Below are 14,897 nucleotides of genomic sequence, written 5' to 3'. Positions count from 1 at the left end.
CCCAGGAAACAACCTAATACCGTGTCGGCGGCACGCCGAACATGGCGCGAAAAGCAAAGGTGAATGCGGCCGGGCTTGAATAGCCCAGGTCAAGGGCAACCTGTGTAACGCTACGCTTGTTTTTGAGCATCACAACGGATTCCAGCAAGCGCACGCGTTTTTTCCATTCACTGAACGCCACGCCGGTCTCTTTTTTGAAGCGACGTGAAAAAGTGCGCACCGACATGCCGCTATCGGAGGCCCACTTCTCAATACTGTGCGCGTCACCCGGTGTTTTTTGGATCTGGCGGCAGACCTTCATCAGTAAAGGTGAGCCCGGCCATGATATGGCCAGACCGGCATCCGGCAACCGTCTGAGTAACGAAATCAGCACTTGCACAAGTTGCCCATCCTCCCCTTTATCGTCATACAACTCCGGCACATTTTGTGTCGCGTAGTGAATAAACTCACGCACGAAATCGCTGACCACCACCACTTTGCTGCCACTGAAAGCGATGGTGGCGAAATCGGCTTCAACGTAGAGACTTTCCAGCAGCACGTCGCTCGTGGCAAGAATACGATGCGGCACATGAGCCGGGATCCACACGCCATAGAGAACAGGAACCACCAGCGTCTTGCCTTCGATTTCCACACGCATACTGCCGTTGCGCGCATAGAGGAATTCAGCGAAGGGGTGCTCATGCATGTCCACGCCCGTATCGCCCATCAAAGGGTAGCTGCGAAAGTAAACCGCGCGCGGCAATGCCATCAGCACCGGGGCGGGCTGGCCGTTCACCGGCTGACTCGGCGGTAACACTAACGTAGAGCACATAAGCACCTGGCCTCTATTCGATGAAGTTTGTCTTGATAGCACAGCGCAGACAAGGCGGGTTTACTGAATAATGAAGCGGTCATAAATCTGGTTCACCCGTCATGAATAATTTACCAGCCATCTGCCTGAGGGATAAGCCTTTTCGCAAACATTGACTGGCGTGACAGGGATATTTTCTGGCTGGCTGCGCGCTACGTTAAAGGAGAGATGATGGCTAATGAATGTACCGTCGATGTGATCAGCAAACCAAACCACTGGCTGCGAATTGTGCAAGAACTGCTATCACAGGCGGGAATTGAAATTAATGGCGCTGAACCCTGGGATATCCGGGTGCACGATCCCCGTTTTTTTAAACGCGTTTTACAGCAGGGTTCGCTCGGTCTTGGCGAAAGTTATATGGAAGGCTGGTGGGACTGCAAACGGCTTGATATCTTTTTTGATAAATTGCTCCGCGCCCACCTGGACGAACAACGCCCCGCCCGTTTATCAGATCTTCTGCGCATCGCGTTTGCCCGCCTTGTTAACCCACAGTCACGCAAACGCGCCTGGCAAGTCGGCGAAGTGCATTACGACCTGGGCAATGATCTCTTTAGCCGCATGCTCGATCCCCACATGCAATATTCCTGCGGCTACTGGAAAGAGGCCGATGAGCTATTTGTCGCCCAGGAAAACAAGCTGGCGCTGATTTGCGAAAAATTACAGCTTAAACCCGGCATGACAATGCTGGATATTGGCTGCGGCTGGGGCGGTTTAGCAGAGTATGCGGCGCACCACTATGGCGTGCGTGTGGAAGGCATTACGATTTCCGCAGAGCAAAAAGCCTACGCCGAAAATCTCTGTGCCGGAAAGGAGGTGCGCATCCTGCTCCAGGATTACCGCGATCTGGATAAACAGTACGATCGTATCGTTTCTGTCGGCATGTTCGAGCACGTAGGGCCGAAAAATTACGCCACCTATTTTAAGGCGGTAGATCGCTGCCTGAAACCCGATGGTCTTTTTTTATTGCATTCCATCGGTTCGAATAAAACCCAATATAACGTTGATGCCTGGATCAATAAATATATCTTCCCTAATGGTTGCCTGCCCTCCGTAAAACAGGTCGCGCAAGCCTGTGAACCTTATTTCGTCATAGAAGACTTACATAATTTCGGCGCTGATTATGATAAGACCCTGATGGCATGGCATAGTCGGTTCAATAAGGCCTGGCCGCAATTATCAGGAAACTACTCCCTGAAATTTCAGCGTATGTTCAACTATTACCTCACCGCTTGTGCGGGCGCATTTCGCGCCAGAAATATTCAACTCTGGCAACTGGTACTAAGCCGTGGCGTCTCCGGCGGGCTGCGCGTGGCTCGCTAAATACATAATTTAATAAGGTGACTAACAACATCATCACTGACGGTCTTATTGAAAAAAGACGCGAGTCATTTCATTTTTCGGAAGCAAAATAATATGAACGTTAATTTCTTTGTCACCTGCATTGGCGACGCGCTTAAATCACGGATGGCCCGAAACAGTGTTCTGTTGCTTGAGCAACTGGGGTGTCGTGTCCAGTTTCCTGAACATCAGGGATGTTGCGGTCAACCGGCTATCAATAGCGGCTACATTACCGATGCGTTGCCGGGCATGAAAGCGCAGATTACCGCCCTTGAGATCAACGACGATCCCATTATTTCACCCGCCGGGTCGTGCATGAACGCGATTCGCCACTATCAGGACTGGCTGAGGGATGAACCAGACTGGGCAATGCGCGCGGCGAAAATTGCCAGCCGAATGGTTGATCTGACCTCGTTTATCGTAAACCAGCTTGGCGTCACGGACGTTGGTGCGCGCCTGCCGGGGCGGGCTGTCTATCATCCTTCGTGCAGTCTGTTTCGCAAGCTTGGCGTACGCGATGAACCTCTGGCCCTGTTACGTAGCGTTCGCGAACTGGAAATCATCCCTTTTGCCGCTCAGGAAACCTGCTGCGGTTTCGGCGGCACCTTCTCGGTCAAGATGGCCGAAATCTCCGGGGAGATGGTGAAGGAAAAGGTGGCGCATCTTATGGAAGCCAGGCCGGATTATGTGATCGGCGCAGATGCCAGTTGCCTGATTAATATTGGCGGGCGTTTGCAGCGCGAAGGCCACAACGTTCGTGTACTCCACATCGCCGATGTGCTGATGAGCCGCTAAGGAATCCCTATGTTTCTTAAAACCAGTAACCTCCCCTTTTATGATCGGGTACAGCAGCAAATCGACGATCCGGTGATGCGCCATGCGGTCGCGAACGCGCAGGATCGCATTGGCATTAATCGCCAGAAAATGATCGACGAACTTGAGAACTGGCCCGACTGGCGTTCCCGTGCTGCGGATATTCGCGCCCATATTCTCGAAAATCTGGATGCGTATCTCTATCAGCTCAGTGAAAAGGTCACCGCGAATGGCGGCACCGTTTTTTTTGCCAACACGCGCGAAGATGCCACCCGCTACATTTTGCAGGTTGCGCAACAGAAGCAGGCCCGCAAAATCGTGAAATCGAAGTCAATGGTGACCGAAGAGATCGGTATGAATGCCGCGCTGGAGGCAGCAGGCATTGAGGTCGTCGAAACCGACCTGGGCGAGTATATCCTGCAACTGGCCAACGACGCGCCTTCCCATGTGGTTGTTCCTGCCATACATAAAGACCGCCATCAAATTCAGCGCGTCTTGCGGGAGAAACTGGGTTACGAGGGCGCCGAAACCCCGGAAGCGATGACACGCTTTATTCGCCAGAAGATCCGCGAAGATTTCCTCACCGCCGATATCGGCATTACCGGATGCAATTTTGCGGTCGCGGAAACCGGGACGCTTAGCCTGGTGAGCAACGAAGGTAATGCCCGGCTCTGCACCACCGTACCGCGAACGCATATTGCCGTGATGGGGATGGAGCGCGTGGTGCCCTCATTTACAGAACTGGACATCATGCTGACCATGCTGGCTCGCAGCGCCGTGGGCGCCCGCCTGACCGGCTACAACACCTGGCTTACGGGCCCCGGTGGTCACGCAGAAAGCGACGGGCCTGAGGCGTTCCATCTGGTGATTGTCGACAATGGTCGTTCGCAGGTGCTGGGCTCGCCTTTTCAGGATATCTTGCGCTGTATACGCTGCGGCGCCTGCATGAACACCTGCCCTGCCTACCGCCATATTGGCGGACATGGCTACGGTTCCATTTATCCTGGCCCTGTTGGCGCGGTACTCTCGCCGCTGCTCGGTGGCTATAAGGATTTCAAACATCTGCCCTATGCCTGCTCGTTATGTACGGCCTGCGATGACGTCTGTCCGGTTCGTATCCCCTTGTCTTCATTAATTCTTGAGCACCGCCGGACGCTGGCTGAAAACGGAATGACCCCCGCGATGGAACGTCACACCGTCCATCTGTTCAATTACGCTAACCGTCATCACGCGCTGTGGAAGGTCGGTATGGTGGCGGGCGCACGCGCCGCGCAACTGATGATTCGCAACGGGAAGATGCCTTTTAGCATCGCCGCTATCCGCAAATGGACGGAAGCACGGGATCTGCCACAGGCTGATGGAGAAAGTTTCCGAAGCTGGTTCAAAACGCATCAAAAGCAACGTAAAAATGGGGAGGACGCATAATGGAAAACCGTGATGCCTTCATGCTAAACATTGCCCGACAGCTTGGCCGTGAACCGCGCCGCATCCCTCAGCCATTGCCCACGACGCATGCAGCGCCGCTAAGAAGCCGCTATGCGGAAAAGATAGCACAGCAACCTTGCGACAGTTTTATGGCCTTTGCCGCACAGGTCATGCAGGCTCACTGTGAACGGGCCTCCCTTGCCACCCTGCCACAGGTTGCCGAACGTCTCTGTAAACATTATGGCGGCGGTCCGGTACTGATAAGCGGCGATGCCCGGTTGGCAAACGCGGGTATTACGGCGCACTTGCAGAAGACGTTCCCGACACACTGCTGGGCCTCGCCGGGAAGAGAAGACAACTTACGTAACGCCGCTGCGGCAAATATCGGTGTAGTCTTTGCCGAATACGGTCTTTGTGAAACAGGCGGCGTCGTGCTCTTTTCCTCTCCCTTGCAAGGGCGAGCCATCAGCCTGCTTCCTCCGACGACATTGTTTGTTATCTACAAGAGCCGGTTACTGGCTGGCGTCACGCAACTGACGGAGATCCTTCGCCAGCGGGTGCAGACAGGCGAAACACTGCCCTCCTGTATCAATCTCATCGCCGGACCAAGCTCAACGGCAGATATTGAACTGATTAAAGTCGTTGGCGTTCACGGGCCGCTGAACGCAGTCTATTTGATTGTTGAAGACTGCTGATGCAATAAACGGGCACGCGGAGATTTGCTGTCAGTCGGCCCTGAGAAAGTGATTATTATTTCTGTCGGGGGACGCTGCTATATGACGGTGGCTCCCCTGATACTGCCAATAAAAAGGTGTTGAAATGACAAAGGAAAGCGCATTATGCCTGATGAGATTAACGATAAAGGACATTATCGACTGGATAGAATGCAATATTGCAACGCCTTTGCCACTCAAGGTGCTGGCGCAAAAATCGGGTTATTCTGCCTGGCATTTCCAGCGGGGGTTTAAAAAAATAACGGGTATGACTCCTGGCGTATATATACGTTATCGAAAAATGGTTATTGCCCGCGATTTACTCCACGATACCCGTCACTCAATCACCGATATTGCCATGCATCTCGGTTACCGACAGCAGTCAACATTCTGTCGCGCGTTTCGCGAACATTATCATCGCACGCCCGGGCAGTATCGTCTTTGGGTGAAGGAAAAGCATTACAGCGGAAGTCAGGTTAACCCTGTGATGACCACGAATCGTTAATCTCTTTGCTCGATAGCATTTATTCAACGGTTTTAAAAACAAGCCAGGAAAGCGAGCCGGTTCAGTAAGAAGCTGTCAGATCATGCTAATCTGGTTGCGGCCAGAAAACTTCGCACGATAAAGTGCCGTATCGGCACTTTCAATGAGTGACGTTCCGTCATCGTCCAGATCTGTCGCGCGTGCATGTGAAACACCAATGCTGACACTCACCACCCCAAAGGGGCTGGCTTCATGGGTTATTCTTTCGCTGATGATATTACGCGTAATCGACCCGGCAATTCTCTTTGCTAATTCTGGCTCTGCTTCGGGTAAGATAACTACAAACTCTTCGCCGCCATACCGGGCTGTCACAGCATTAAACTCTGTTAAACTCGCTTTTATTATTGCCGCCACACTGCGTAAACAGTCGTCTCCGGCCACATGGCCATACTTATCATTGTAATTTTTAAAAAAATCAACATCGATCAGCAAAAGCGATATCGATTTTTTATTTTTCGCACACTCCGAAATTGTTTGAGGGAAAATGTCATCAAACTCCCTGCGATTAGCCAGTCCTGTTAAACTGTCAACCGAAGCCATCTCTTTTAATTGTGCATTAGCAGACATCAATGACTCTTTTGCATTTGTAAGTTCTTTATTAATCTGCACACGTCTGCTCATTTCTTTAAAAACATAACCACCTGAAAAACAAGCACACCCAACAAGGAATATAATGGTCGCGCTCAGAATCTCTGCGTGATGCCGCCATGAATTTAAGGCTTCATCTGTACTTACCGCAACCGTTGTGACTAACCCATAACGCTTATTTTTCTGAAAAGCGAAAATACGCTCAATATGGTCAACACGAGAAACCACGGTTGCCGTTCCTGAGTCACTCTCTTTCAGATAATGGGTGAACAGAAGCGAATCAGAGAACGCCTTCCCGATATATTCCTCACTGAACGGAAAGCGGACCATAAGCGTTCCTGAGTCGCTAATCAGCGAGATAGAACCATTTTTTCCAATATCTAATTTGCCGTATGTTTCCAGAAAATTTTCAACGTTCAGCGTTAAAACGACCACACCTCTGAACAGGGCATTAGCATCCTCCAGCCTTCTACTGATGGTAATAACCCACTTACCCGTTGTTCTGCTGACAACAGGAGGACCAATAAAGATATTTTTAGAGGGATTATTACGATGATAGATAAAGAAAGATCTGTCTGCGCCATTTCTGCTTCCCTTGGGGATATCACGCATGGCAAGGATCTCCCCTCCATTTTCATCGTAAATGACGATATTATTCAGTTGTTCAAGAAATATTGTTTGTTCCGACAAGAGTGTTCGGATGCGTGAGATATTCTGATGATTTAGCCCATAGATTTCTGTCATGCTGGAAATGGTTTTAATAAGCATCTCACCTTGACGAATAATGCCTTCCGAATAAGTATCAAGCGTGCGACTTAAGTTTATGACATTTATATTAAGCTCATTTATAGTCTGAGTACGCGCTGAGAACATCTGGAATGTCAATAAAACTGAAGCGATAAGGAAAGCAACCGTGACCACCAGTGATATTAATAATTTCTTTTTCTTCATGTTGCTTACCCATACCTGCAACTAAAAAAACACCAGAGCATGCAGAAATCTGTCCAATCACATTTGCGCATAGTATGTCATCAGAAAAGGCAAAATAAAATAGGAACATGCATCGTAACAATATCAAGAGTGCGCTGTGAAACCGGCGCCTGATGCCCCTGGTTAAGTACCCGCATACTGTATCGATTCTCAATTTCATCAAAAAAGCAGGCAAATCATCTCGCTTGCAAGTTGCGCAACAAACGGTGAATGTGCAATAAGTTTGCGTGAGCAACGTTTCAAATGCGATAAGGGAATCGCGGCTGTTAACTTATCGCGAGAAAATTCAAGTAACACACTGGTTAATATTTAAATTGATATAGTAACCCTATTTAAAATAGTGAATAAGCCAGAATACAAACCTGTTTAGCCGTTCTGAATCTTAACCCTTATGATGTCTGCAAAAAAAGTCGGAACACCCGGCGACAAAATAAAAAACCACCCTAACAGAGCAGAACCCCGAATGCTTATGCAAATAAACTTTCAAACGTTATTCTCGCCAGGGGAAATTTAATGTAAAGATACTCTTTTGTACCGTGGAGCAAATGCATGAGTCTGACGTCCGGTTCCCCCGATAACACGCATCCGGTTAGCCTCGAAAAGTCACAAAGTCGCAAAGTTCTGGGGGCAACCAGTCTTGCTCACCTTTTCCATGACGGCGCCACCGACCTGCACTACGTCCTTTTTGCTATCTGGCAGCAGCAATTCGGGCTTTCCATGGCTCAGATAGGCCTGCTTAAAATGCTGTTCTCCGGCGCGATGTCAGCCTTTCAGATCCCCGCAGGAGAATTAGGTCGAAAGTACGGCGAACGCAAAGTCTTGATGGCTGGCACCCTGCTTTTGACCGTCGCGCTGCTCCTCTACGGCACCTCATCAACGCTGATACAGCTCATGGTACTCATTGTCATCGGTGGGCTGGGCGCCAGCGTTCAGCATCCCTTATCGTCCAGTTGTATTACGCAATATTATTCCGCGAAGCAGGCCCGTATTGCGCTTAGCACATATAACTTCTTTGGCGATGTCGGCAAAGGGGTGATTCCCAGCACGCTGTCGGCCTGCCTGCTCGTCATCTCCTGGGGAAGCGCCCTGCAGTGGATTGCCCTCTTTGGCTTCCTCGTCACCCTGGGCCTGTACCTGTTATTGCCGGTTGGCAGCAAGGCCGCGCAGGCAAAGCCGCTCGCCGCCAAAGAGACACACAGCCAGCCTCATCAACAGGCGATAAATCTTCCCGACCCCTTGCGTCGCAGGGCTTTCGCCGCGTTATGCGTGATCGGCAGTATTGATAACGCAACGCGCACGGGCACGCTGACGTTTCTGCCTTTTTTGATGGCCGCACGCGGGGCATCGGCGACGCAAATTGGCTTTGCGCTGACCTTAATCTTTATTGGCGGGGCATTTGGTAAGCTGGTTTGCGGAATATTGTCGACCCGGCTTGGTATCATCAAAAGCGTCGCGGCCAGTGAGATAATCACCTCCGCTATCGTGCTGGGGATGGCGTTTGCCCCGCTGCACGTTATCTGGTTATTGTTGATTCCTCTGGGTGTGGCGCTCAACGGCACCTCCTCGATTCTCTATGGCAGTGTTGCCGAGCTATCCCGCCCGCAACAGCAAACCCGCGCGTTTGCCATTTTCTATACCGCGTCACTGGGGTGTGGCGCCCTGATGCCAGTCATCTACGGTATGGCAGGCGATGTGATGGGGGTACAACAAACCTTAATTCTTGTCGCGCTACTGGTGCTTTGCATCCTGCCTTTGCTCATTCCCATCAGAAGCGCAACCAGGTATAGCGGGCAGTAAGTGACGAAAACAGTCTCCCTGTCACCCGTCGCTCAAGGCCTGGACGGGTGTTCGCATTTTCTAAACTAAAGCCTCGGATTATGCTGTTTTGTTTGTTTTGCCTGTGCGGGTATACCTTGCGGGGAACCCACTTACTGGCAGGACACGATGAGCACACATACCCGCATTCGCAAATTTAATACCAAAGACACCTACCCCAATCAGTCACTGGATAACGATCTTTGCCAGGCCGTGCGTGCAGGCAATACCGTGTACGTACGCGGCCAGATTGGGACCGATTTCGACGGCAATCTGGTGGGGCTTGGCGACCCGGCAGCTCAGGCTGAGCAAGCAATGAAGAACGTTAAACAGCTACTGGAAGAGGCGGGCAGCGATCTGTCGCACATCGTCAAAACGACCACCTATATCATCGCCCCCCGCTATCGCGAGCCGGTTTACCAGGTTGTCGGCAAATGGCTAAAGGGTGTGTATCCCATCTCAACCGGGCTGGTTATTTCCGCGCTGGGTCAGCCGCAGTGGCTGATGGAAATCGATGTTATCGCGGTGATTCCGGACGAATGGCAAGCCCCTGGCTGCGCAGCAAGGTTGGCGCGGTCTCAACCCAAAACATCACCTTACCGGCGCAGGGGCCGCGTATTCTTGACAGATTACAACAGGGCGAGAGTGCCGAAACCGCGCTGAAAAGCGGCCTGGACACGGATGACTATTCTCTGTACCGGCAGGTGACCGTGCTGACCGCCGGGGGTGAAAGCGCCTTCTACAGCGGCGAAAAAACCCTGGGGGTCAACAACGCCCTGAGCGGCGAGAACTGCGTGGCAGCGGGCAATATGCTCGCGGATCCCAATGTCATTGTCGCGATGATAAACGCGTTCGAACAGCAATCCGGCCATCTTGCTGACAGGCTCATTGCCGCCATGCACGCGGGCCTGCGCGCAGGAGGTGGCCCGTGAGCTGGAAAGTTACGCACAGCGCGAACTCCTGCCCGCAATGCATGCGGTAAATCGTGACGCCGCGATCCGCTTTTATCCCATCAGTAGTTACCCCGGTTTGTACACCGCCGCGCAAAGCGCCGGGGTGCATCAGATCCACTCCTCGGTCTACAAAAATCCGCAGCAACTGCCCGCAGGCGGTGTTCTGGTTGTTGGAGCAGGCGCGTCCGGTACGCAAATTGCCGAAGAGCTGCACCAGTCGGGGCGTGACGTTTATCTGTCGGTGGGTGAACATTATCGTCCACCGCGCACTTACCGCGACCGTGATTACTGCTGGTGGCTGGGCGCGCTGGGTCTGTGGGATGAGGTGAAAATAAAGCCGAAGAAAGAGCACGTTGCCTTCGCCGTGAGCGGTTATGAAGGTGGCAAAACCGTCGATTTCCGACGCCTGGCGCATACTGGTATTACCACCATTATCTGGGCGACGGGATTTAAATTTGATTTCGGCTGGTTACAAGTGGATGCCTTCGATGAAAAAGGTCTGCCGTTCCATAAACGCGGTATTTCAGCGGAGCGTGGCATTTATTTCCTTGGCCTGCCGAATCTGGTCAACCGAGCCTCTTCGTTTATTTACGGCATATGGCATGACGCGAAATATATTGCCGATCATATTGTTTTGCAAAACGCCTACAGCGACTACGTTAAAACATAGTGTTCAGGGTATCGCGGCTGTTTATCAGCCGTGAGACATACTCATTTGCGACAGAAAAGCAAGGAACATAAGGTGAACGGAATGACCATCAGAGCCGCCTTTTCCCCCTCACCCTGGCCCTCTCCCTCAGGGAGAGGGGACCGTTCGTGCTCGCATTTTTGTGGAGATTCCTCACATTGCGGGGGGTGAGCGTAATGCGGCCCCTTTTGAAACAGAAAGCTTATCGGACATACGATGACACCAGTAGCTTTTCGATCTCATGGGCAGGCAACGGTTTCGAAAACAGATACCCCTGCATAGCGTCGCATCCCAGATCAATCAACAACTGTTTCTGTTCCTCTGTTTCAACGCCTTCCGCAATCACGCCAAGTCCCAGACTGTGCGCCATCGCAATAATGGCCGTACAGAGTTCAAAACCCACGCCTTTTAAATCTTCCACGAAGGAGCGGTCAATTTTGAGAAAATCAATGTTAAATTTTCTCAGATAGGCCAGCGATGAATAGCCAGTGCCGAAATCGTCGATGGCAATCTGAATACCAATCTGATGCATCATTTTTAAATTGTGGTTGACGCGTGTTTCCGAATTAAGCAGCAACCCTTCGGTGATTTCAATGGTAACCGCATCACCCATGAGGTTATGATTCTGTAGATCCCGAATCCAGGGGATATCTTCAAACTCCTGGCTGCGTAACTGTATCGGTGACAGATTGATGGCCATTTTGAGTTGAGGATCATATTTTTGCCGCCAGTAAGCCAGTTGTGTGATGGCCTGGTTTGCGATCCAGTTGCCCATGGGGACGATAAGACCGGTATCTTCGGCCAGCGGAATAAAGGTATCCGGGCTAATAATCCCCTGTACCGGGTGGAGCCAGCGAACCAGTGCTTCCATTCGGGTAATCTGCCCCGTGGTGAGCGAGACAATCGGCTGGTAATAGACCACAAACTGGCTCTCTTCGAGCGCCTTTCTTAAATTTCTCATCATCCGCAGACGCGCATGAATCGCATCATGCAGGGCGCGGGAGTAGTAGCGGAAATTCTTACGCCCCGCGTTTTTAACCGCATACATCGCCTGGTCGGCATTCTTGAATAAATCTTCGAGGTTTTCTGTATCAGTGGGATAAAGAGAAATGCCAATACTGGCCGAGACAAACATGGTCTCGCCGTTAATCGTAAATGGAATTTCCAGTTTACGGAGAATCTTGCGGGCAATATCCGTACATTCCGCCGGATCGTTAATGTCCGGGATAATGATGGCAAATTCATCGCCACCCAGGCGCGCGATACATTCGGCGTTACTGGCACACTCAAGTAAACGCATCCCCACGCGGCCTAATAATTCATCACCCGCCCGGTGCCCCATACTGTCATTAACCGATTTAAATTGATCGAGGTCGATGAGCATCAGCGCCATGATACGATGGGTGCGCGAGGCATGGCGGGCCGCCTGTTCAAGTTTACTTTGAAATAAATGACGGTTGGGCAAACCGGTAACCGCATCATAATTCGCTTGTTGCCAGATGAGTTCTTCCTGTTTTTTACGTAGGGTAATGTCGGAAAACATGCCAACGTAATTAATCACATTACCCGCAGGATCTTTTATCACCGAAATGCTCAGTTCTTTGAGAAATTCAGTGCCGTCTTTATGCCGGTCCCAGACCTCCCCCATCCACTGTCCGCTGTCGTTTAATGCCTGCCACATCTCGGAATAAAAAGAACGTGGATGGCGGCCCGACTTAAATTCCCGAGGATTGTGCCCCTTCACCTCCTCCAAAGACCACCCCGTCAGGATGGTGAAAGCCGGGTTAATACTAATAATATTATTGTCGCAGTCGGTCACGACAATCGCTTCCTGGCTCGCCTCAAACACAGCAGCCGCAATTTTCATTTGCTCCTGCGCTTTTTTACGTTCGGTGATGTTCTGAACGTAGACCAGCCTGGCGGGCAGTCCCTGGGCAGGATAAAAGGTCACGGATTCAGAAAAGACCGTCATCTGCGATCCATCATGATGCAGAACAGGCCACTCTCCGCCAAGGCGGGTGCCTTCTTTGATAAACTGATAATGACGTTGCAGAACAGCCTGTTTATCTGCGGCTGGAAAAATCATGGTGAAGGAGTGATGCAACATCTCTTGCTGCGTATAGCCATAGATATCGCAATAAGCGGGATTAACAGTCAGATAATGTCCGTCATAATCAATTACCGCTATTCCGACGGGACATTTGTCGAGGATTGCCTGAAATAAGCCACTTTCATCCCAGTGAGTTTTATTCATATTGCCCCCGCCACGATCAATAAAAACGGTGATTTTCCCTCAGCGCGTAATCACTGTTTCAACCCCACGCCATAATAAGCAAGCTCAATATGGAAATCGGTAGCGAACAGGTTTATAACGCAGAAAAATAACAGAATCGATTTATCTCGTTCAATGTATACATCATGTATTCTTTAGCGTTTTTTGGAAATGCCTTTCCTCTTTCAGAGCGGCCATTTGCTTTAATTAGCGCCTTTCACTACTTAGCGATCGAAACATACGTCTTCACGCTGGCTTAAACGCGACCAGGCGCACTTTATGCAGATCCCGAAAGAGCCTCTCAGTAGGTAAAAGCAGGCAGCCAGGCGGATAATACCAACCATCACATCACCACACCTGCCGCCCGGTCACCCGGTTAATAGCCATTTTCACCCGTTCTTTTACAACAAGTTAATAACATAAAGTGATAATTAGAAACCCTCCCTGTAAATAAATTTGATGTTTATTGTTAAAAAACCCTGTGTTTTGTGAGGTTGTTCACTGTTCCCTGTCAGCTTTTCCTTAACATTGCCTGCGCATGTTCAGTCAGCGCTTTTATTCGCATCAGCAGAGTATCGTTATTCTGCGGCAGGAATACGTTGCCAGGAGTTTAAAAGCAGTCATGGACACTCTAACAATCACATTTATGAACAGGGGATGATCAATGTCGACATATTATTTTCTACCAACACGCAATGTATTTGGTGAAGGTAGTGTTCAGGAAGCCGGTACCTTGGCAAAAACGTTAAATGTGAAAAAAATCCTTATCGTCACGGATGCATTTCTGGCAAAAAGCGGCATGGCTGATAATATTGCGAAGATTTATCAAGAAGCCGGTATCGATGTACATATTTTTGGCGGCGCAGAGCCAAACCCCACGGACAAAAACGTCGCGGCAGGCATCGAATGCTATCGTGAACATGGCTGTAACGGGATTGTGTCACTCGGTGGCGGCTCCTCCCATGACTGTGCCAAAGGTATTGGCCTGGTTGCGGCAAACGGCGGGAATATTCGCGATTACGAAGGGGTGGATAAATCCAGCAACGATATGATCCCGTTGATGGCGATTAATACCACGGCAGGTACCGCTTCTGAAATTACCCGCTTCTGTATTATTACGGATACGGAACGCAAGGTGAAAATGGCGATTGTCGACTGGCGCGTCACACCGCAAATTTCCATCAACGACCCGGAATTAATGGTCGGCATGCCCCCCTCCCTCACCGCTGCAACCGGTATGGATGCGCTGACGCACGCTATCGAAGCCTACGTGTCGACAATGGCGAATCCGTTAACCGATGCCGCCGCATTGCAAGCCATTAAAATGATCACGCAATACCTGCCCAAAGCGGTCGCCAACGGTGAATATATGAAGGCAAGGGACAATATGGCCTATGCCCAGTACCTCGCCGGGATTGCATTTAACAACGCGTCACTGGGCTATGTTCATGCGATGGCGCACCAGTTAGGCGGCTTCTATAACCTTCCTCACGGCGTGTGTAACGCGATTCTTCTGCCCTATGTTGAATCATTTAACCTTATCGGCAACCTTAATCGCTTCCGTGATATCGCCGAAGCCATGGGTGAGAAAGTCGCCGGTCTGTCGACCGATGAAGCCGCCGTAAGGGCGATCGCCGCCATTCGTCGCCTGAGCAAACAGGTCGGTATTCCTGCCGATCTGAAAAGCCTGGGGGTTAAACCGGAAGACTTCGCCATTATGGCGGAGAACGCCAAAAAAGATGTTTGCCAGTTAACCAACCCACGAAAAGCGACGAAAGAGCAGGTCATCGAGCTTTATCGTCAGGCTTACGAAGGCGAAGGCGCGCTCTGACTTAGCGCCGTTTAGCGTATAACGGCACAGGCCACTGAGAAAGATCCACGCTCCGGCGTGGATCTTTCTCCCGACAA

Annotated in this window: 11 protein-coding genes and 2 pseudogenes; 10 read left to right on the top strand and 3 right to left on the bottom strand. The window is 50.8% G+C overall.

Annotated features, from left to right (window positions below; genetic code table 11):
- Positions 1-13: 13 nt before the first annotated feature.
- Positions 14-811, bottom strand: a complete 798-nt coding sequence (locus IP582_RS10850) for an AraC family transcriptional regulator (protein ID WP_193795939.1) — start codon at positions 809-811, stop codon at positions 14-16.
- A 210-nt stretch (positions 812-1,021) separates the two neighbouring features.
- Here IP582_RS10850 and cfa point away from each other — a divergent pair, with 210 nt between their 5' ends.
- The 5 genes from cfa (at position 1,022) to IP582_RS10825 (ending at position 5,644) form a co-directional block, all read left to right on the top strand.
- Positions 1,022-2,170 carry a cyclopropane fatty acyl phospholipid synthase gene (gene cfa / locus IP582_RS10845; RefSeq protein ID WP_193796238.1) on the top strand — a complete coding sequence of 383 codons (1,149 nt, stop codon included), beginning with the start codon at positions 1,022-1,024 and terminating at the stop codon, positions 2,168-2,170.
- Positions 2,171-2,263: 93 nt separating this feature from the next.
- The gene (locus IP582_RS10840; protein ID WP_193795938.1) at positions 2,264-2,983 is read left to right on the top strand and encodes a (Fe-S)-binding protein; all 720 of its coding nucleotides are present in this window, start codon (positions 2,264-2,266) and stop codon (positions 2,981-2,983) included.
- A 9-nt stretch (positions 2,984-2,992) separates the two neighbouring features.
- Complete coding sequence (locus IP582_RS10835; protein ID WP_193795937.1) at positions 2,993-4,426, top strand: LutB/LldF family L-lactate oxidation iron-sulfur protein; 1,434 nt, start codon at positions 2,993-2,995, stop codon at positions 4,424-4,426.
- Positions 4,426-5,121 (top strand): lactate utilization protein C, encoded by a 696-nt coding sequence (locus tag IP582_RS10830; RefSeq protein WP_193795936.1) that lies wholly within the window; start codon positions 4,426-4,428, stop codon positions 5,119-5,121. Before IP582_RS10835 ends, IP582_RS10830 begins: the two co-directional genes overlap by 1 nt.
- A gap of 124 nt (positions 5,122-5,245) precedes the next feature.
- A complete protein-coding gene (locus IP582_RS10825) occupies positions 5,246-5,644 on the top strand; it encodes a helix-turn-helix transcriptional regulator (protein WP_107223265.1) in 399 nt (132 codons plus the stop codon).
- Between the two features lie 75 nt (positions 5,645-5,719).
- Here IP582_RS10825 and IP582_RS10820 read toward each other — a convergent pair whose 3' ends face one another.
- On the bottom strand, positions 5,720-7,222 hold the full coding sequence (locus IP582_RS10820) for a sensor domain-containing diguanylate cyclase (protein ID WP_193795935.1): 1,503 nt from the start codon (positions 7,220-7,222) through the stop codon (positions 5,720-5,722).
- A 588-nt stretch (positions 7,223-7,810) separates the two neighbouring features.
- Between IP582_RS10820 and IP582_RS10815 the strand changes: the two genes are divergently transcribed.
- The 4 genes and pseudogenes from IP582_RS10815 to IP582_RS10800 form a co-directional block, all read left to right on the top strand.
- Positions 7,811-9,058 (top strand): MFS transporter, encoded by a 1,248-nt coding sequence (locus tag IP582_RS10815; protein WP_193795934.1) that lies wholly within the window; start codon positions 7,811-7,813, stop codon positions 9,056-9,058.
- Between the two features lie 147 nt (positions 9,059-9,205).
- Positions 9,206-9,622, top strand: a pseudogene (locus IP582_RS10810) (RidA family protein); the annotation flags it as partial.
- A complete protein-coding gene (locus IP582_RS10805) occupies positions 9,511-10,008 on the top strand; it encodes a DUF1028 domain-containing protein (RefSeq protein ID WP_370551804.1) in 498 nt (165 codons plus the stop codon). The pseudogene IP582_RS10810 and the gene IP582_RS10805, both read left to right, overlap by 112 nt.
- Positions 10,009-10,051: 43 nt before the next feature.
- Positions 10,052-10,699, top strand: a pseudogene (locus IP582_RS10800) (FAD-dependent oxidoreductase); the annotation flags it as partial.
- Between the two features lie 220 nt (positions 10,700-10,919).
- Here IP582_RS10800 and IP582_RS10795 read toward each other — a convergent pair.
- Positions 10,920-12,971, bottom strand: coding sequence for a bifunctional diguanylate cyclase/phosphodiesterase (locus IP582_RS10795; protein WP_193795933.1), 2,052 nt, complete (start codon positions 12,969-12,971; stop codon positions 10,920-10,922).
- A 682-nt stretch (positions 12,972-13,653) separates the two neighbouring features.
- On the opposite strand from IP582_RS10795, the gene IP582_RS10790 reads away from it, so the two are divergent.
- Complete coding sequence (locus tag IP582_RS10790) at positions 13,654-14,820, top strand: iron-containing alcohol dehydrogenase (protein WP_193795932.1); 1,167 nt, start codon at positions 13,654-13,656, stop codon at positions 14,818-14,820.
- Positions 14,821-14,897 lie beyond the last annotated feature (77 nt).

The sequence above is a fragment of the Citrobacter sp. BDA59-3 genome (assembly GCF_015167655.1).
GTDB lineage: Bacteria > Pseudomonadota > Gammaproteobacteria > Enterobacterales > Enterobacteriaceae > Phytobacter > Phytobacter diazotrophicus.
This window is presented reverse-complemented; position numbering and strand designations above follow the sequence as displayed.